Here is an 18,743-nt window from a genome sequence, read left to right as displayed (position 1 = left end):
TGGTTAATGGTGCGTAATTATGTACAATTATTGATCGTTTTGGCTGTCGCTGCCCTTTTGGGGGCATGCGATAACAGGAAAGGCCGTCAGATCCCGGTAGAGGATTTTTTTTCTTCTTCGGAGAAAGTCGGGTTCCAGTTATCGCCGAACGGAAAATACGTGTCTTATTTGGGCCTGTATAATGGCCAACAGAATATTTACGTCATCAGCCTCGACGAAAACAACAAGGAGACGCGCATTACATCCGAAACGGATATGGGAATTCATTCCTATTTCTGGGCGGATAACGATGAACTGATATTCACCAAGGATAAGTACTTTGATGACAGCCTTCGCGTATTCGGTGTAAACCGTACTTCGTCGGCCGTGCGGCTCCTCATGCAGCCGTCAAAAGTGAAATTGCGCTGGATTTCACCTGCCAAGGTGCAGAATAATGGCCTCCTGGTATCCCTTAATGAACGCGACTCCTCGGTATTTGATGTTTATCGGCTTTATACCGATGCCTGCAAGAAAGAGCTGGTGGCCGAAAATCCGGGCAATATTATTAAATGGTATGCCGACCAGAACGGCGAATTGCGACTGGCGCTGGCCAGCGACAGCGTGCAGGAAACCATGCTGTACCGCGACAGTGAACGGGAAAAGTTCAGGCCAGTATTGAGTAATAGCTTTAAAACATCGATTAACCCGCTGGGCTTTTCGCGCGAGCATAAGAGCCATGTTTTTGCGCTTTCCAACGTAAACCGAGACAAACTCGCGCTGGTGGAGATTGATATGAAAACGGGTGAAGAGGTGCGGGAGATTTACAGTCACCCCGACGTGGATATTGATTACGGTGGGTATTCCAGTGATCGGGGTGAGATGTCTTACGCGCTTTATTCGACATGGAAGCAGCGCAGGCATTACCTGACCGCCCGGTCAGAGCGCGTTTACCGGGCAATTGAACAGCAGCTCAAAGGGTATGAAATTGACATAATCGACCGGGATACGGCGCATAACCGTTTTATCGTGCATTCTTATACCGACAAGGACCCGGGCGCTGTTTATTACTATGACATTGTCAAAGACAGCCTGGTTAAGCTGGCGGATGACAACCCGGCCCTGAACGGGCGGACGATGGCCGCTATGGAACCGGTTAAGTTCCATTCGCGCGATGGCCGGGAAATCCAGGGCTACCTGACCATGCCGACCTGGCACAAAGGCAAAAAAGTACCCCTTATTGTGTATCCGCATAATGGTCCGGGCGACCGTGTTAAGTGGGAGTTTAATCCGGAAGTTCAATTCTTTGCCAGTCGCGGATATGCTGTCTTCCAGCTGAATTACAGGGGGTCAGGCGGCTATGGCAAGGCCTTCTGGACTGCCGGCTTTAAGGAATGGGGGGGCAAGGTACAGGACGACATTACCGACGGCGTGCGATGGCTGATCGGCGAGGGGATTGTGGACTCGGCGCGTATTGGGATATACGGTTCAGGCTTTGGCGGATATTCGGCCCTCCATGGCGCGTGTTTTAATTCGGATTTATATACCTGTGCGGCATCGTATGCCGGATTTACGAACCTGTTTACTTACCTGAAGGAATTTCCGCCACACCTGAAACCTTACCTGCAGATGTATTACGAGATCGTTGGGAACCCGGAGCGGGAACCTGACCTGATCAAGGAAATGTCGCCGGTTTTTTATTCTGACAGCATCCGGATTCCTGTTTTTATCGCTCAGGGCGGCAAGGACAGCTGGAGTACCGTAAACGAAACCAACCAGTTTGTGCAAAAACTAAAAAAGCGGCAAATCCCCGTTACCTATATGCTGCGTGAGGAAGAGGGCCGGTATTTCCATAATGAGGAAACCCGGATCATGTTTTACCGGAAGCTTGGTCAATTTTTTGACAAGTACCTAAAGTAGGGCGGCATGAAGCAGCAGCAACGCCATACGTATCGCAAAAACTATGCGTTAGTTATTGCCTTTATCCTGGTCGTCATTACTTCCTTTGTGCTGGCTGTCTTCCTGGCCCGTGACCTGACGGTTAAGTACGTCGAAAATGAGTTTACATCCAGAAAAACCGAGGTGCTTGAACATAATATAGCGCCATTCAATGATTTCTTTCATAATCGGATTCCCGAAATATCATTCTACCAGGGTTACCTGGATTCGTCCAGTGTATATACGTATGTCGATAGCGTGCTGAAGAGTTATCCATTTATTGAGCGGATTGTTTTTTACGATGTGTCGTTAAGCAATGACCCCCTGGTAAACCGCGGTTTTTCGGCCAATAACCTAGTGATTAATCCGAAGGGTGTGTATGTGTTCCGTGCCCCCGATACCACTTCCGAAACAACGGTAGAGCCTAATCGACATGGACAGTTTCCGCTTTCCCTCTCGGACGACTTTAATAATATGGCGGTTAAATTTGCTGCGTTTATTGAACGGGTTGATACGGCAAAAAGTGTTTATAACGACGATATATTTAAGGTCTTTTATTCCGTAAACCCCGGGAAAATTTCCTACATGAATATCCCCAGAAGGAATGACCTGAAGGTGTATAAGGAGTTGATGTACGGTAAACATCCACATGAGACAAGTTACGAACAGGATATTTTTACTTTTTTTATTGACCCCAATAAATTATCGTTGGAGAATACCGTTCCCGAACTGTACCAGCGTGTACAGATCCTGCCGTTGGTGTATGAGTCGATTGATACCAATCCCGACCTCCTTTCAACGGAAACACCGTTGCCGGGCGCGTTGGCCGACTATAAAATCTATTTCAGTTCCAGCCGCTCATTTCTGGGTACCGAGGTCAACCGCCGGTTTTTGCCGGTAATGGCAAGTGTTTTGGCGATATACCTATTATTAGCTATTATTGCTTACTTAATATACCGTAATCTGTATGTGAACAAGCGCATGTTCAAGTTGCAATATGACTTTATAAATAACCTGAGCCATGAATTCAAAACCCCGGTTAGCGTAATCAAAATTGCAGGTAATAATATCCATCACGCCAAGCAGCTATCTGATGGGGAACGGATGCATTACGGGAAAATATTGGATGAAGAAGCGGACAAGCTCAATAATTTGATGAATACGCTGCTTTCTTTTACGCAGATTGAAAATAAATCGATTAAAATAAAGCGGGAAGATATTGATTTGCACGAATTTTGCGATAAAATACTGGTTGCATCCGGTATAAAATATGCTGATCTTGCCATTCAGTGTACGGTTAAAACGGAACGGGTATTATATACTGATCCGGTGCTGCTGAACAGCATATTCCAGAACCTCATCGATAATGCATATAAATACTCCAAACCAAACAATAAAACGTTGCGTATTATTGTGAGTGATTCGAAGAAGAATATTGAAATACAATTTAAGGATCAGGGAATCGGGATAGCGAAAAATGAGCTGGCGCATATTTTTAAGAAATTCTATCGGGTACAGAATCAATACAATCAACAGGGCAGTGTGGGGCTGGGATTAGCATTTTGTAAAGAACTGGTCAATTTTTTAGGCGGTGCCATCTCAGTTGAAAGTGAGTTGGGAAAGGGAACGACGTTTAAGATTATATTTCCGACAGACTAAAATTAAAACAACAGATACCCAACAATAAAATAGCAATTAATTATGCATAATAACATCAAAATAGCGGTTGTGGAAGACGATGAAAACTTGCGGTTTCTCGTTTCGCATCGGTTGGAATCGGAAGGCTATTCAATTTTGCAGACAGGTAATGGCGATGAGGCAGAGGCGATGATACTGGAGCATAAGCCGGATATCGTGCTGCTGGACTGGATGCTGCCGGGAAAACAGGGGTCCGATATCTGTGATAACCTCCGGAAAAGCGGCTTCGCTAACCTGGTCATCATGATGACTGCGAAGTCGCAGGACATCGACAAGATTGATGCATATAGTTTCGGTGTGTCTGACTACATTACCAAACCATTCAGTATGGACGTGCTGGTGGCGATGATCGAAAATAAAATCAAGTATTTTATTAACAGCCAGGGGGCGGATTTATACGCCTTCGGCGACACCGAGCACCACCCCAACATTCATTCCCTGGTCCGGGATGGCAAAAAAATTGAATTAACAATCCTTGAAAACCGGATCCTGCTGTATTTTTTGCAGCATGTAGGCCGGGTGATCAGCAGGGATGAACTGATGCAGGTAGTTTGGGGATATAGTTCCAATGTAAACACCCGCACACTGGATATGCATATTGTTCGTTTGCGTAAGAAGATTGAGCTTAACCCGGACAAACCTGCTTACCTGCAGACGGTACGGGGCATGGGATATAAGTTTGTGAATAATCCCAATTGAATACGATAACTACGGGTTGACGTATTTCGTTGGCTTTTTTTGTTTTATTCAAAAAGATTCTCTATCTTCGTGTAAACGAGCAAGGCCACGTCCCAAACGGTGACGTGGTCTTGCTTCTTTTTTTGACTTTATTTTTTTAATTCATAACAAATTATGGCAGAAGTAACGTATTACAGCAAAGAGGGATTGGAAAAACTCAAGGAAGAGTTGCAGTATCTTAAAACAGAGGGGAGAGCCAAGATTGCCAAGGCCATTGCCGAGGCGCGGGATAAGGGGGATTTGTCCGAAAATGCAGAGTATGATGCCGCAAAGGAGGCTCAGGGACTGCATGAGGCTAAAATTGCCAAACTGGAGGATACCCTGGCCAGTGCCCGCCTGATTGATGAGTCCACATTGGATACGACCAAAGTGCTGGCCCTGTCCATTGTAAAGCTAAAAAACATAAAAAATGGGGCGGTAATGACCTATCAGCTGGTTTCTGAGACAGAGGCTGACCTTAAGGCCGGTAAAATATCGGTTAAGTCGCCTATTGCCCAGGGGCTGCTTGGTAAATCAGTAGGTGATAAAGCCCAGATCCAGGTGCCGGCTGGCGAGGTAGAACTGGAAATCCTGGATATTTCAAGGTAGGATCAGTAACGGTTATGTGCGGGTTGCCATAACCGCACATAGTAACCTGGTCAAACCTTATTCGTTATTTATTCAAACGGCCGCTTATCAAAGTGGCCGTTTTTATTATATTTGTAACTGATCAAACAGTAAAAACATGCCCACCGTCTTTTCTAAAATCGTCAATGGAGAAATCCCAGCATATAAAGTTGCTGAAAGTAACGATTATCTGGCCTTTTTGGACATTAATCCACTGACTAAAGGGCATGTGCTGGTCATTCCCAAAAAAGAAACAGACTACGTGTTTGATATGGACGATAGTGAATATACCGGTTTATGGATATTTGCCAAAATTGTTGCGCAGGGCATAAAGAAAGTCTATCCTTGTGAAAAGGTGGGAGTTGCGGTGGTTGGTCTGGAAGTGGCGCACGCACACATTCACCTGATTCCAATTGATGAGGTGGGCGACATGAATTTTAATAAGCCCAAATTACAACTCAGTCCCGATGAACTTACGGAAAGTGCCGAAGCCATAAAAAACGCGGTTTTGTCAATTACACAGAACGGATAACCGCAGATACGTTTATTGTTATTCTCCGGATCTCAGTTACTTGATTTCCCTGTCAGCATACCGAGGTAGCTCCTGGTTAAAATATCCGCATCATTTCAATTTTATATTCGTAATTTTGTAACCATATTTATGCAAGAGTTCTGGGGATCATTCTTACAATTGCTGGATGCCGAAGCGTTAATAAAGTCAGGCGGTTTCTATCTGGTATTGTTTGTTGTATATGCGGAAACCGGACTCTTTTTTGGCTTTTTTCTCCCGGGAGATTATTTGCTGTTTTTAGCGGGTTTGTTCTGTGCCTCCGGAATGCTTGATGTGGATATCACGACGCTTTGCGTGGGACTGTTTTTGGCTGGTGTATTGGGGAATTTCACCGGATATTGGTTCGGTTGGCGAACGGGCCCGATGTTATTCAAACGGAAGGATTCCTGGCTGTTTAAGCGGAAATATGTTGTAATGGCGGAAGAGTTTTATCATAAATATGGGGGAGCTGCACTGATTATTGGCCGTTTCGTTCCCATTATACGGACTTTTGCGCCAATATTTGCAGGAATTGTACAGTTGAACTTCCGGAAATTTGTACTGTATAACCTGGGAGGCTGCGTGATATGGGTAACGATCCTGACACTTTCAGGTTATTTCCTTGGCCGCGAGTTTCCACAAATCATTAATTACATCGAATATATTATTGTCGGATTCATTATGTTGACCTTTACACCCATTCTGATCGCATTGATCAGAAGGAAAGCCGCTCATCGGACGAAAAAGACAATTGAAAATGAATAATTTACTATAAAATACCTAATTTCTTTCCATAATGAGCATAGCACACCCCTGGCATGAAGTATCCCCCGGTGAAGATATCCCGGCATCGGTAAACGCAATTATTGAAATTCCGAAGGGATCCAAGGCAAAGTACGAAATCGATAAAGAAAGCGGCCTGATTAAATTGGACCGCGTGTTGTTTTCTTCTGTCATGTATCCGGCGAATTACGGCTTTATTCCAAGGACCTATTGCGATGATAAAGATCCACTGGACATCCTGGTTCTTTGTTCGGTTGATGTTTATCCAATGAGTGTTATTGAAGCGAAAGTAATTGGCGTGATGCACATGATCGATAACGGAGAGCAGGACGATAAAATTATCGCTGTCGCCAAGCACGATATGTCGGTAAACTACATTAATGACCTTTCGGAACTGCCCCCGCACACGATGAAAGAGATTGTGCGCTTTTTTCAGGATTACAAAGCATTGGAACATAAAAACGTAACAATAGAGCAGCTGTTCGGCCGTTCGTACGCGTACAAAGTGATACAGGAAAGTATTGATTTGTACCAAAAAGAATTTGCTAACCTCACATTCACCTAATGGGCTGGGAAATTTTCTGGACATTGGTTTTGATCGTTGTCAATGGTTTTTTTGTGGCAGCGGAGTATGCGATTGTAAAAGTACGGGCATCACAGATCGAAATCAAAGTCAAAACGGGCAGTAAAATCGCTCAAATAGTCAAGCACATTATCAGTAATGTGCGTGGCTATTTATTGGCCGTCCAGATCGGCATTACGGTTGCATCATTGGCACTTGGCTGGATGGGAGTAATGCTCATTGGGGGCCTTTTTATAAACGCATTTGGCTGGTCCGGAAACCTGGGTTACGGACTGGCCTTTCTGGCGATCGTTCTCATCCATGTTATTTTCTGTGAATGGATACCTAAGGCAATTGCCATGCGGCGACCAATAGGCACGGCAATGAGTGCCGCATTGCCGTTGCGCGTGCTATACCTAGTGCTCAGGCCGGTAACCTGGCTGCTTAATGGCGTTGTCCATTTTCTGCTCCGGCTGGTCGGCTTCCGGGCGGATATCAGTGAGGTTTACCACTCGGCGGAGGAACTGCAGCACCTGCTCGACCAGGGTAAGGAAAGCGGCGCACTGGACACGTCCGAACACGAGCTGATAAAGAACGTATTCGATTTTAATGAACGGATCGTTAAAAACATTATGGTGCCCCGGAACAAAATTTCTGCTGTCGAAATGGACTGTCCGGTCGACCAGTTTCTGGAGAAGATCACTGCGGAGGGGTATTCCCGCATACCGATATACGATGATAGCATCGACCAGATTATCGGTATCGTGCACACCAAAGACCTGCTGCCCATTATTTCCAATGGAAGAGAGCTGGTACTGAAGAACATTATCCGAAAACCTTACTTTATCCCGGAAACGAAGAAAATCAATGACCTAATGGCCGAGTTTCAGCAGAAGCGTATACAGCTGGCCATTGTGCTTGATGAATTTGGCGGTACGGCGGGGATGGTGACCCTCGAAGATATCGTGGAAGAGCTTGTTGGGGAAATCCAGGATGAATATGACGAAGAGATTCCCGTTGTGGAGAAAATATCGGAAACGGAATACATGGTAGATGCCAGTGCCAATGTACATGATGTCAATGAACTGCTTCCACTTGAACTGCCGGAAAGCAGTGACTATGATACGGTATCCGGTCTGGTAAGCGACCTGTTCGACAGGATTCCGGACGTGGGGGAACATATGGAATTCCACGGCTATAATTTTATTATTATGAAAAAGACCCAGCAGAATATCGAATTCGTTAAGCTGGAACTGATAGACACATCCGAAGACCAAGACATTGAATAACCGGTTTTGAAGTGCAACTGTTTTATACTCCCGAAATACAGCCCGGCCACCGAACGTTCATACTGAACGAAGAAGAAAGTAAACACGCGGTGCGGGTACTTCGCATGGTGGAGAGGCAGCGGCTTCACCTGGTGGACGGCCGGGGAGGGTTATATACCGCTGAGATCACAGATGCTCATCCAAAACGGGCGGTGCTGACCATCCTGGATATGCACCCGGACCATGGGAAACGGCCCTACTACCTGCATATGGCCGTAGCACCTACCAAGCACATAGACCGTATGGAATGGTTCCTTGAAAAAGCCACCGAAATAGGGGTTGATGAGATCACGCCGCTAATCTGTGCCCACTCCGAACGGAAAGAGGTAAAGACGGATCGCCTAAAAAAAGTGATGGTAGCGGCCATGAAACAGTCATTGAAAGCCGCGCTGCCGACATTGAATGAGCCAAAGACATTTGATGCCTTCATGGCTGTGCCCTTTCCGGGTAAACGCTTTATTGCACATTGTGCAGAAGGCGATAAAAAGTACATGGGCGAATTGCTCCGGCCACAGGAAGCTGCGCTGGTGCTGATTGGTCCCGAGGGAGATTTTGACGCCGCTGAAATCACTTCGGCAACAACTGTTGGATTTCTGCCCATCACCCTTGGCAATGCGCGGTTACGTACGGAAACCGCCGCCCTTGCAGCATGCCTGGAAACGGCATTGGTGAACCGCTGATCTTAGTCGACCAGTTCAGCGTCCAGAATCTGTATTTCTGAATTTCCCCTCGACGTATCAACATTGAGTTTTACCCTTCCCTTCACTTTAATTGGGGCTTCTGTAAACCGTACCCGATCGCCCTTTTTCATAAATATTTCCACCATGGGCGGAACGTCATTCTGGCCACAGAACATGCATTGCATGATTGGCAGCACGGACAGCATAAACGTTTCATGATCCCGGCCTCCATTCAGTGGGATGAGGTAACCGGGCAGTGTGATGAGTTTGTTGTCTATCGCCTTTAATTCATTTGGGAAAAATGGAGTATATATGGTTTCATTATTACTTTGGGTTACCTTATACCGCAGCTTATTGATTGCTTCCCACGATTCATTCATCATAGGCGTATGGTCAGGCACGCCCTGGAATGGCTGCTGTCCCTTTGCTGTTTGTATACCCAATACAACAGTCAGTATAATAATTAACTTCTTCATGTTATTGTGTTCCTGATAATGTCTTTGATATTGATGTGTTATATGCTTTGATGGCCGGTAATGCGGCGGCCAGCAAGCCGATTAATACGCCTGTTGCCAATAACCAGATTTCCTGGGGGTATAACGTGGATGCCTGTAATAACGTCGCTGCGTCGTCCGTTCGGATGCTGATTAGGAAAAAAGCGAGATGGCCGATAACAAGGCCTACCAGTGCCCCTGTAAAGGTAAGCAAAATCCCCTCTGCGATGACAATGCCGAATAATTTTCCCTGCGATGCACCTAATGTCCGCATAATGGCCAAATCGTATTTACGCCGCTTGAGGGCACTGTACAGGCTGATAAATACACTGAGGGCGGCCATTACCATAATCACATATGCGAGCACCTCAATCGAATCGATGCCGATACCAAGTAAGGAGAATAGCCTTGCGCTCTCCAGGGCAGGTGATGCGGCTTGCATGGAGGTGCTTTGGTTGACAAGTCGGGGAAGTATCGCGATAGCTGATGGATTGCTGTACTGAATGAGCAGGCTGGTGATTTCGCGGCCCCCGCTGCCAAAACCTTCCAACATGTTTTTTACCAGATGAGGTGGCTGGTTATCCGGAAGCCCCTGGCCGGCCGCAGGTGCGTGTTCAGGTTCATTTTCCGGATCTTCATCGCCGGAATCTCCATGTGCGTCTTCATGCGTATGCCATACGCTGGCAAGGTTTGTCAATACCAATTGGTCGGCGACATTCTTTGCGGACTGAAGGATACCGACAATAGTATAGGGATGGCCGTGCGTGCTTCCTTCTTTGCTCAAACCGTGCGCACCATACAGTTGGTCGCCCAACTGGAGGTGGTAATTGCGTGCGACCGCTGCCCCGACAACGGTTTCGAAATCGGATTGCCAGAGACGGCCCTTTTCCAATTCCAGGTCATACAATTGCAAAAAGGAGCTGTCGGTTCCGATAATCCGGTGGCCTTGATAATTATCACCCAAGGATAAGGGAACAGCCAATTTCACCAGTCTGTTTGCGGCTAGGGCCCGGGCTTCCCGATAGCTGATGTTTCCAGTCGGATTATCGATGTGATAAATGCTGCTCAGCATAAGCTGGATTGGACTTCCCTTAGCGCCAACTACCAGGTCTATTCCCTGGCTATTGCTGGTTAGCTGTTGCTCAATCTGTTTGGATGCTACGAGCAATACACATAGTATCCCCGTTCCAAACGCGGTTAGCAAGATCCCTAAAATGGAGGCAGCGGGATTTTTCCGTATATTTTTCCAGGCTATTTGCAGTATATTCATTTGGCGGGATCGTGGTTAGTTAGCTATTTAGGTGTTGGACGAAGTCCCTGTATCCACCTGGTAAGCATGGGGAATCCGGTTTTTTACCCGTTTATCGTGCGTTGCAATAATCAGGGTGGCACCCTGATCCTCTGCCTGTCGAAGCAGCAGTTCAACCACACTGGCTGTGTTCCGGTCGTCCAAAGAAGCTGTCGGTTCATCGGCGACTAAAATGGCCGGCCGGTTAATGACGGCCCGGGCAATGGCTACGCGCTGCATCTGCCCGCGGCTCAGTGTATCCGGATAATCGTTTTCCTTATCGGACAAGTCAAGTATATCCAGCACTTCGCGGATCCGGCCGATGTCTATACGGGCACCGGCGAACCCCTGAGCAATCTGCAGGTTTTCCTTTACGGTAAGGCTTTTGACCAGGTGGGCATCCTGGAAAATCAAGCCGATACGCTGTCCCCTGAAATGATCAAGCTGTTTGGTGGTAAATTGATAGATGTCCTGGTTGGCAATGGTAACCTGCCCGCTGGTTGGTTTGAGTAAGCCGCTTAATATGTGCAGAAGTGTTGTTTTTCCACTGCCGGAATCACCCAATATCAATGTATGCCGTCCACGCGGGATTTCCAGGTCGGCAAACTGCAAAGATACCCCCAGAGGATATCGATAAATCAGACCCTGGAGCCGCACCACCGTGTCCGTAGATGATTCAAGCATAATCGTATGCATTTGGTCTTAATAGGTTCGCAAGTTAAACCATTCTGATGACATTAGCATTGGCCAAATGCAACTTTATTGATATTAAGAGGGCGAGGGAGTACGATTAGAGTAGGCCCACGATTATTACACCTTTCAGGGTATTTACATTAACCTAACATTAAATTCATTAAAACTTGATTTTATGTGAACGTTGGCTTTATACTAAATAAATTTCTTTGCAGAAGAAAAATAAAGGAATTCAAACCATTAAAAATGAAAGTCATGAAGAAATTTTTTTTACCGTTCCTGGCAGTAGCTGCGTTGGGATTTGCTGCGGGTTGTAGTGATGACGATCCGATTAATCCCGGACCCGGACCTGATCCCGATCCCGAAGCGGAAGTAGTTACCAAAAGTGGTATTCTTGAAGGCGACGAAACCTGGACTGCGGATAAAATTTATGTATTAGACGGAAAAGTGGTAGTTGATGACGGTATTACGTTGACGATTGAACCGGGTACTCTTATCAAAGCTGAAACCGGAGATTTGGATCAGGCATCTGCGCTGATCGTGGATCCAGGAGGGCGCCTACTTGCAGAAGGAACCGCTGATGCACCAATTATCTTCACTTCTGTTGATGACGATATTAAGCCGGGCGAAACAGAAAGCTCACTGGAACTTGCTGATGCCGGAAAATGGGGTGGTGTTATTATTTTAGGTAATGCGCCAATCTCGGTGAGTGCGGCCAGCGGAACGGCATTAATCGAAGGTATTCCCGATAATCTTCCATACGGAACATACGGCGGTACCGACCCTATAGACGAATTTGCTCCTGGTGAAGGTGGAAGCAAGTTAGACTATATTTCCATCCGTTTCAGTGGTGTTGCCCTTGCAGCTGACTCTGAAATTCAGGGGTTGACTTTGGGCGGTGTGGGCTCAGCTACCAGCATCAAGAACATTGAAATCTATTCAAACCTGGATGATGGTGTTGAATTGTTCGGCGGTACTGTTAACGTGGAAAACCTGTTGATCTACGGTCAGCAGGACGACGGTATTGATATAGACCAGGCTTACTCAGGAACCATTTCCAATGCGTTTGTAATACAGAGCGAGGAATCGGGAAGCGCCTTCGAAATCGATGGTCCTGAAGGCAGTATGGAAAATTCGTTCACGTTGCGCAACATTACGGTAGATGCCGGCAATTTTGATGGAAAGTTACTGGCTGATTTCCGTAGCCGGGCAATGGGTACGTTGGAAAACATCTACATGTTCAACATCAATGCGGCCGGATCGAGCGTGAATATTGCGGATAACGCAACAGCAGCAAATTATAACAGCGGCAAAATCATTTTCGATTCATGGGAAATTGCGGTACCTGCAGGAAAAACAGTTGCTGACCTGTTCACAACACTGGACAGTGGCGGTAATCCGATAACAACACCAGTATCCAACGAGGCATTCGTTGATAACGTAACTGCCGTAGAAGAAGGAATGGTTGGTGCAGACCTTTCAGTATTTGGCTGGACGTACACGAAATCGCAGGGTGCGTTTTAATTTAATAAGCTAAACTTACACATGTCCATCTTCCATAAACCAAACGGGAGATGGACATTTTTATACCAAATCTAACAAACTTAATAGGTAAAACTGTGATGAATAGGGGTTTTTATATTTTACTCGGTGCGCTGTTTTCTATGCCGTTTTTCCTGTTTGCCCAGGAAGGTGGCCGTGTAACTGGAACAGTGCTGGAGGAAAGTTCCAGCTCGCCGTTGGCGGGTGTAAGTGTACAGGTTGTCGGTGGCAACGGCGCTACAAGTACGGATTTTGAGGGGGATTACACCTTGGGACTTGGTCCCGGTACCTACACGCTGCGGTTTTCGTCCGTAGGCTATGATGTAAAGGAAATCAGCGAGGTAACGGTTGAATCGGGCCGGGCTGTCGAGATCGATATTGCTCTGTCTCCATCGGCCGGCGAACTCGCGGAAGTCGTGGTGAGCGTTTCCGCCCGCCGCAATACGGAAATATCGTTGTTAAACATGCAGCGCAATGCAAGTGTAGTAATGGATGGCTTGTCGTCCCAGAGCATTCAACGCACAGGGGCTAGTACAATTGCTTCAGCGGTGCGTTCTGTGCCCGGCGTATCAGTACAGGAAGGGAAATACGTATATGTGCGTGGTTTGGGCGACCGCTATAGTAAATCCATCCTGAATGGTATGGATATACCCGGCCTGGACCCGGATAAGAATACGGTACAAATGGATATCTTCCCGACCAATATCCTCGAAAATATCGTAGTGGTCAAGTCGGGTTCCGCGGAGCTCCCGGCCGACTTTACAGGCGGTGTTGTGGATATTGTTACCAAGGATATTCCGGCACAAAAACAATTAGGCATTTCGTTGTCTGCCGGCTATAATCCGGATATGCATTTTAAGAATAACTATGTTGGATATCAGGGCGGTGCTACCGATTTTTTGGGATTTGATAACGGCGATCGGGCAATCCCCATTAGCCCTTCATTAAATATTCCCAGTCCGACTGGTTCCAACAATGCATCGTTACCCGATATTACCCGCTCTTTTAATCCATTAATGGGCGCATCACGCCGCAGCAGCATGCCCGACTTGAGTCTGGGTGTGGATTTCAGCAACCAGTATGCTATAGGGGCCAATAAGCTGGGGGTGATTGCGGCATTAAACTATAAAAATACAACCACCTTTTATCAGGGGTTCGAAAATGGGCTCTACTGGCGGGCACTTCAGACAGATTCCGATGCGGAACTCCGGCCGGACCGCACCATGTCGGGTGACCTTGGAGGACAAAATGTGCTACTGTCGGGCCTACTTGGTCTCAATTACAAAACTACACTGTCCAAATATGCCCTGAACCTATTGCATATTCAGAATGGTGAAACCCGGGCTGCAATCTACGATCAGGTAAATCGCATATCCAATGTCAACCAGGTATTCAAGCACAACCTGGATTACAGCGAACGGTCCGTATCCAACATCCTGCTTAGTGGGAAGCACAGCAATGAGGACGCTACATTCTTGACCGAATGGAAGGTGTCACCTTCCCTGGCCAGGGTTCACGATAAGGACGTGCGGTCTACCACCTTTGTCCGGGAGGGGGCTAATTACCGGATTTCCACGGATGCCGGTGTGCCGACCCGTATCTGGCGGAACTTACAGGAAGTAAATGCCGTGGGAAAAGTGGATTTTACTAAAAAACTGTCACTGTTTAATCGGGATGCCTCGTTGAAATTCGGTGGTTTATACAGCTACAAACAACGGGATTATTCCATTAATTTTTATTCCATTTATTCGAGGGCGTTTAATAGCTCGGGCTTAAATGGCGATCCGAATGCTATCCTGCTTCCGGAAAATATCTGGACACCTGAAACTAATTCCGGTTTTTATGTCCGGAGTACCTTCCAACCCACCAACACCTATGACGCAACGCAACATACCGGAGCGCTTTATGTTTCCAGTGAATTCAGACCCTGGGAAAGACTCCGTGCTATCGTCGGAATCCGTGCGGAACAGTATACGACATTCTTTACGGGTGAAAATGTCAGCGGCGACCGGTACGATAACGAGCAGACACTCAATAGACTTGATCTATTTCCTTCGGCCAACCTGATTTATAGCCTGACATCAGGCAGTAACCTGCGGTTATCATATTCGCGTACGACAGCCCGGCCATCTTTCAAGGAACTCTCCGTTGTACAGATTTATGACCCCCTTACCGACACCCGGTTCTTGGGAAACCTGGATCTGGTGCCCACATATATTGATAATGTGGATCTTCGATATGAACTTTTTGGTGACGAGTCCCAACTGTTTGCCGTTAGTGGCTTTTACAAATACTTCCGGAATCCAATTGAATTTCAGGTGTCTTCAGATGCCGCCCCCAATAATTTTATTTCAAGAAATGCACCCTATGCGAATGTCTACGGAGTTGAGGTAGAAGCCCGTAAAAACTTCGGGTTTATCGCGGAGTCACTCAGCGACCTGAGCCTGAACGTGAATGTTTCTGTGGTCAATTCGATTATAGAGATGGGTAAGGACGAATATGAGTCGCGGTTGTTCTTTGCCCGTGAGGGAGAGGAGATCAAGAATACCCGACAGTTGCAGGGGCAGTCGCCTTACCTGATCAATGCCGGTTTGAATTATAACAACGCCGAGAACGGCGTGGAAGCTGGACTGTTCTACAATGTACAGGGTAGGACATTAGAAGTTATCGGTTTCTCCAGAAATGCAGATGTATATGCACAGCCCTTTAATAGCCTGAATTTTAATTTCACCAAAAAACTCGGGCCGGCAAAAAAGAGTGCCATCAATCTGAAAGTCGAAAATATCCTAAATGCTGAACGGCAAAGTCTATACGAAGCATTTAACGCCAGCGACCAAATCTATCAACTGAGACGCCCCGGACGGAATTTCAGCATCGGTTATAGCTTTAATTTTTAACGGAACGCCGAAAGCATAAAGATAATATCGTAAAACCTCCTTAACATCATGATAATAATAATGTCCTACTATTGCAGGGTATTAAGAAACAAAGATTTTTGATAATAGTTTATCATTTGTTAGGTTTGGTTAAATGTAAAAGCCCTGCTGTGAAGCACGGCTTTTTTTTATTGGTTATTAATGGGAAAACCTTTATGTTTGGGTAACCAATTTTTCTAAAATTATGGAAATCAAAACATCAACTAAGTTCGTTGCCGAATTGGTTGGCACCTTTGGTCTGGTGCTCTTCGGCTGCGGTGCCGCCGCAGTAGCGGGGGTAGACACCCTCGCGGGACTTTCCGGATTGGGGTTGCTGGGCATTGCGCTTGCTTTTGGCGTTTCGGTGGTGGTATTTGCCTACGCCATTGGCGGCATAACCGGATGCCACATCAATCCGGCGATCACGATTGCCATGCTGGTGAACGGCAAAATTTCGATTGGCGATGCAGTGGTTTACATCGTCGCCCAGTTTATCGGCGCGTTGCTTGGCGCATTTGTGCTGCAACAGATCCTCAGTGGGCAGCTGGCCGGGTTTACTCCCGGGGAGTGGGCATTCGGTGCAAACGGCTGGGGAGCAGGTTATCAGAATGAATACGGTACCGGCGCTGCTTTTCTTACGGAAGCCGTGCTTACCTTTTTATTCCTGTTTGTCATTTTCGGGACCACTTCAAAATGGGGTAACAGCACCATGGCGGGATTGGCCATCGGCCTTACGCTGGTACTGATCCACCTGGTGGCTATTCCAATCACCGGAACATCCGTTAATCCGGCCCGTAGCTTCGGTCCGGCCATACTCGCCGGGGGAAAGGCGCTGAGCCAATTATGGCTGTTTATTGTAGCTCCCATTGTCGGCGGGGTCGTGGCCGCTGTTGTATGGAGACTGCTGGAAAAGAAAGACTAACGAGCAAAGCCAGCGGTATAGACAGCTATACTGTTGTACCGCTGGCTTAACAGGAATTACGCACGTTACATTGCCCATTTCACACCTAAACTAATCCATCTTCCAGGCATCGGCACAGCTCCGGCTTCAATATAAGTAACATCAAACACGTTCTGCGCATCCAGGTAAACACCCAGTGGCTTAAATTGGTATGCAAGCCGTACATCGCCCAGGAAGTAACTCCGGTAGCTGATCCGTTGATTGAAACGGCCCGCTAATGTGGCCGAAAAATGATCTACCCCGATAGTCAGATTGGCGGTTGCCTGATGCCGCAGGCTTTCAATGGCATACTTGGACAGCACTCCGGTGTTGTTGCTGCCGTCGAATGTCGGTGATAACCACGTGTAGGAAACCCCGGTCATTAAGTTCACCCTCGTGTCATGGAGCACCCGGTAATTGCCGGAAAACGTAACACCGCGTGTGCGGTTATGCTGAAAATTATAGGGCTGCCAGGGCTCGTCGGATGATTCACGTACCCAATCAATGAAATCGTTTACGTTCCGATAAAAGTAGGTCGCCTGTGCGGCGAGCCGCTCACGGCTGTATTTAATGCCCCCCTCAACATACCACGAGCGTTCGGACTGCAACAGGGGGTTGCCGATATTGCCCGGCCGCTGATCGAGATAGAGGTCGGTAAAGGATGGGATGCGCTGGCCGGTACCGGTGTGGGCCACGATTTTCCACTCCCGGCTGAGCTGGTAGCCCAGGTCAATACCGGGAAACACCTGCCATCCATAGTCGGAGTTATAGTTGGCATAGACACCAGCGTTGAGTAGCAGGTTGCGGATCCGTTCGGTTTTGAACTCGGCATATAAACCGTAATTGTTCCGATCATGGTTGCCGATATTGGAACTCCGGATTATTTCCCGTCGCATTTCCGCGCCCACACCGATAGTACCTGCGGCCGTGTGCCAGGTGCCGTTAATTTCGGTATTGAAGGCATGGCCATGGTGCTGGCTTCTTGCACGGCTCAGATCGTTGCGGAAATAACGATAGTCATCGTAAGCGTAGCGGTAGCTGACGCGGGGCGACAGCGAAAACCGCTCGGTTAGTTGGGCGTGGTAGGCAATCGCGGCTAACACTGTCTGGACGATCTCCTGTGATTCTCTGTCACCCGGTGCTGCATAGAACCCATTGGCGCCAAAATTATTGTATACGTATCCGCCCATAAGGGTCAGTGCGTCGGTGGCATTGGTTTGAATATTGCCTTGATAATAGGCTTTATGATTCCGGAATGCCGTATTGTAACGGTATCCGTTACCCGACTCATGGCCGCCATAAAGGGAATGCTGCTGTTGGCTGGTAGCATAGGTCCCACCAAGCTGCAAGCCTCTGCCGTTGAAGAGCGCGCCGTTACCGGCTGTGTCCCGCTGGAATCCGGTGCCAGCGTAGGCATGCGCGGATAATTCCGGCTGTTGCGGTTTGCGGGTGACAATGTTGATCGCCCCGGTGAGACTATTGATGCCATAAATGCGTGCAGCCGGCCCGCGGATAATTTCAATACGTTCAATGGCATCAGTGGGTATCGGAAGGTTAAGTCCGTTGTGTGCTGTTTGGGCATCCAGCACTTTGATACCGTTGACCAGAATGAGCGTCTGCTCAAATGTTCCTCCGTCAATGCTTACGTCTGCCTGTGTGCCGAAAGGACCGCGCTGCCGGAGGTCAACCCCGCCGATATGGCTGAGTAATTCATTGATAGACCGGGCAGGCAGGGCATCGATCTGCTTTCGGTCAATCACCTGGATGTTGCGGTTTTGCTGGGTAAATGGTATCTGTAGCCGGTTTTCGGAAATGACAACTTCCTGCAGGGATATGGAATCGACATTTTTCGATGGCATAACAAACCTTTCGGACGAATCACGCTGCGCATGTGCAGGCTGTGCATATAACAGATAGATGTGAACGAAAGCCCACGAAATCGCAATAACAACACTTCTTTTTTCTAAAAATAACTTCATGTTTCAAATTTTCACAAAAGTCGTATCTTGCCG

The 18,743-nt window shown here is 47.3% G+C and carries 16 protein-coding genes; 12 read left to right on the top strand and 4 right to left on the bottom strand.

Features of this window, described 5'->3' with window-relative positions; all coding sequences use genetic code 11:
* Window positions 1–6: 6 nt before the first annotated feature.
* The 9 genes from NEV57_RS03785 (at window position 7) to NEV57_RS03745 (ending at window position 8,859) form a co-directional block, all read left to right on the top strand.
* Entirely contained in the window at window positions 7–1,896 is a 1,890-nt protein-coding gene (locus NEV57_RS03785) for a S9 family peptidase (protein ID WP_257656942.1), read from the top strand.
* 6 nt (window positions 1,897–1,902) lie between these two features.
* Entirely contained in the window at window positions 1,903–3,573 is a 1,671-nt protein-coding gene (locus NEV57_RS03780) for a sensor histidine kinase (RefSeq protein WP_257656941.1), read from the top strand.
* A gap of 42 nt (window positions 3,574–3,615) precedes the next feature.
* Entirely contained in the window at window positions 3,616–4,311 is a 696-nt protein-coding gene (locus NEV57_RS03775; RefSeq protein ID WP_257656940.1) for a winged helix-turn-helix domain-containing protein, read from the top strand.
* 153 nt (window positions 4,312–4,464) lie between these two features.
* A complete protein-coding gene (gene greA, locus NEV57_RS03770; RefSeq protein ID WP_257656939.1) occupies window positions 4,465–4,938 on the top strand; it encodes a transcription elongation factor GreA in 474 nt (157 codons plus the stop codon).
* 136 nt (window positions 4,939–5,074) lie between these two features.
* Window positions 5,075–5,488, top strand: coding sequence for an HIT family protein (locus NEV57_RS03765; protein ID WP_257656938.1), 414 nt, complete (start codon window positions 5,075–5,077; stop codon window positions 5,486–5,488).
* A 129-nt stretch (window positions 5,489–5,617) separates the two neighbouring features.
* A complete protein-coding gene (locus NEV57_RS03760) occupies window positions 5,618–6,271 on the top strand; it encodes a DedA family protein (protein ID WP_257656937.1) in 654 nt (217 codons plus the stop codon).
* 31 nt (window positions 6,272–6,302) lie between these two features.
* On the top strand, window positions 6,303–6,854 hold the full coding sequence (locus tag NEV57_RS03755) for an inorganic diphosphatase (protein WP_257656936.1): 552 nt from the start codon (window positions 6,303–6,305) through the stop codon (window positions 6,852–6,854).
* A complete protein-coding gene (locus tag NEV57_RS03750; RefSeq protein WP_257656935.1) occupies window positions 6,854–8,140 on the top strand; it encodes a hemolysin family protein in 1,287 nt (428 codons plus the stop codon). The genes NEV57_RS03755 and NEV57_RS03750 overlap by 1 nt, the downstream gene beginning before the upstream one ends.
* 11 nt (window positions 8,141–8,151) lie before the next feature.
* Window positions 8,152–8,859 (top strand): 16S rRNA (uracil(1498)-N(3))-methyltransferase, encoded by a 708-nt coding sequence (locus NEV57_RS03745; RefSeq protein ID WP_257656934.1) that lies wholly within the window; start codon window positions 8,152–8,154, stop codon window positions 8,857–8,859.
* A 2-nt stretch (window positions 8,860–8,861) separates the two neighbouring features.
* On the opposite strand, the gene NEV57_RS03740 is transcribed toward NEV57_RS03745, so the two are convergent.
* From NEV57_RS03740 to NEV57_RS03730, 3 genes are read right to left on the bottom strand one after another with little or no spacing between them, the layout of a single operon-like run.
* A complete protein-coding gene (locus NEV57_RS03740; protein ID WP_257656933.1) occupies window positions 8,862–9,335 on the bottom strand; it encodes a hypothetical protein in 474 nt (157 codons plus the stop codon).
* A 1-nt stretch (window position 9,336) separates the two neighbouring features.
* The gene (locus NEV57_RS03735; protein WP_257656932.1) at window positions 9,337–10,623 is read right to left on the bottom strand and encodes an ABC transporter permease; all 1,287 of its coding nucleotides are present in this window, start codon (window positions 10,621–10,623) and stop codon (window positions 9,337–9,339) included.
* 27 nt (window positions 10,624–10,650) lie between these two features.
* Entirely contained in the window at window positions 10,651–11,325 is a 675-nt protein-coding gene (locus NEV57_RS03730; protein WP_257656931.1) for an ABC transporter ATP-binding protein, read from the bottom strand.
* A gap of 186 nt (window positions 11,326–11,511) precedes the next feature.
* Here NEV57_RS03730 and NEV57_RS03725 point away from each other — a divergent pair, with 186 nt between their 5' ends.
* The 3 genes from NEV57_RS03725 to NEV57_RS03715 all read left to right on the top strand — a co-directional run bounded on the left by NEV57_RS03725 (window position 11,512) and on the right by NEV57_RS03715 (window position 16,713).
* The gene (locus NEV57_RS03725) at window positions 11,512–12,858 is read left to right on the top strand and encodes a right-handed parallel beta-helix repeat-containing protein (RefSeq protein WP_257656930.1); all 1,347 of its coding nucleotides are present in this window, start codon (window positions 11,512–11,514) and stop codon (window positions 12,856–12,858) included.
* 98 nt (window positions 12,859–12,956) lie between these two features.
* Window positions 12,957–15,773 carry a TonB-dependent receptor gene (locus tag NEV57_RS03720; RefSeq protein ID WP_257656929.1) on the top strand — a complete coding sequence of 939 codons (2,817 nt, stop codon included), beginning with the start codon at window positions 12,957–12,959 and terminating at the stop codon, window positions 15,771–15,773.
* A gap of 223 nt (window positions 15,774–15,996) precedes the next feature.
* On the top strand, window positions 15,997–16,713 hold the full coding sequence (locus NEV57_RS03715) for an MIP family channel protein (protein ID WP_257656928.1): 717 nt from the start codon (window positions 15,997–15,999) through the stop codon (window positions 16,711–16,713).
* Window positions 16,714–16,778: 65 nt separating this feature from the next.
* Here NEV57_RS03715 and NEV57_RS03710 read toward each other — a convergent pair whose 3' ends face one another.
* Window positions 16,779–18,710, bottom strand: a complete 1,932-nt coding sequence (locus NEV57_RS03710) for a TonB-dependent receptor plug domain-containing protein (protein WP_257656927.1) — start codon at window positions 18,708–18,710, stop codon at window positions 16,779–16,781.
* Window positions 18,711–18,743 lie beyond the last annotated feature (33 nt).

The sequence above is a fragment of the Parapedobacter lycopersici genome, assembly GCF_024643285.1.
In the GTDB taxonomy this organism is placed as follows: domain Bacteria; phylum Bacteroidota; class Bacteroidia; order Sphingobacteriales; family Sphingobacteriaceae; genus Parapedobacter; species Parapedobacter lycopersici.
This window is presented reverse-complemented; position numbering and strand designations above follow the sequence as displayed.

Excerpts from the sequence above, each read along its gene's own strand:
- NEV57_RS03785 (WP_257656942.1), top strand. The coding sequence starts at position 7 with ATGGTGCGTAATTATGTACAATTATTGATCGTTTTGGCTGTCGCTGCC.
- NEV57_RS03780 (WP_257656941.1), top strand. The coding sequence starts at position 1,903 with ATGAAGCAGCAGCAACGCCATACGTATCGCAAAAACTATGCGTTAGTT.
- NEV57_RS03775 (WP_257656940.1), top strand. The coding sequence starts at position 3,616 with ATGCATAATAACATCAAAATAGCGGTTGTGGAAGACGATGAAAACTTG.
- greA (WP_257656939.1), top strand. The coding sequence starts at position 4,465 with ATGGCAGAAGTAACGTATTACAGCAAAGAGGGATTGGAAAAACTCAAG.
- NEV57_RS03765 (WP_257656938.1), top strand. The coding sequence starts at position 5,075 with ATGCCCACCGTCTTTTCTAAAATCGTCAATGGAGAAATCCCAGCATAT.
- NEV57_RS03760 (WP_257656937.1), top strand. The coding sequence starts at position 5,618 with ATGCAAGAGTTCTGGGGATCATTCTTACAATTGCTGGATGCCGAAGCG.
- NEV57_RS03755 (WP_257656936.1), top strand. The coding sequence starts at position 6,303 with ATGAGCATAGCACACCCCTGGCATGAAGTATCCCCCGGTGAAGATATC.
- NEV57_RS03750 (WP_257656935.1), top strand. The coding sequence starts at position 6,854 with ATGGGCTGGGAAATTTTCTGGACATTGGTTTTGATCGTTGTCAATGGT.
- NEV57_RS03740 (WP_257656933.1), bottom strand. The coding sequence starts at position 9,335 with ATGAAGAAGTTAATTATTATACTGACTGTTGTATTGGGTATACAAACA.
- NEV57_RS03735 (WP_257656932.1), bottom strand. The coding sequence starts at position 10,623 with ATGAATATACTGCAAATAGCCTGGAAAAATATACGGAAAAATCCCGCT.
- NEV57_RS03730 (WP_257656931.1), bottom strand. The coding sequence starts at position 11,325 with ATGCTTGAATCATCTACGGACACGGTGGTGCGGCTCCAGGGTCTGATT.
- NEV57_RS03720 (WP_257656929.1), top strand. The coding sequence starts at position 12,957 with ATGAATAGGGGTTTTTATATTTTACTCGGTGCGCTGTTTTCTATGCCG.
- NEV57_RS03715 (WP_257656928.1), top strand. The coding sequence starts at position 15,997 with ATGGAAATCAAAACATCAACTAAGTTCGTTGCCGAATTGGTTGGCACC.
- NEV57_RS03710 (WP_257656927.1), bottom strand. The coding sequence starts at position 18,710 with ATGAAGTTATTTTTAGAAAAAAGAAGTGTTGTTATTGCGATTTCGTGG.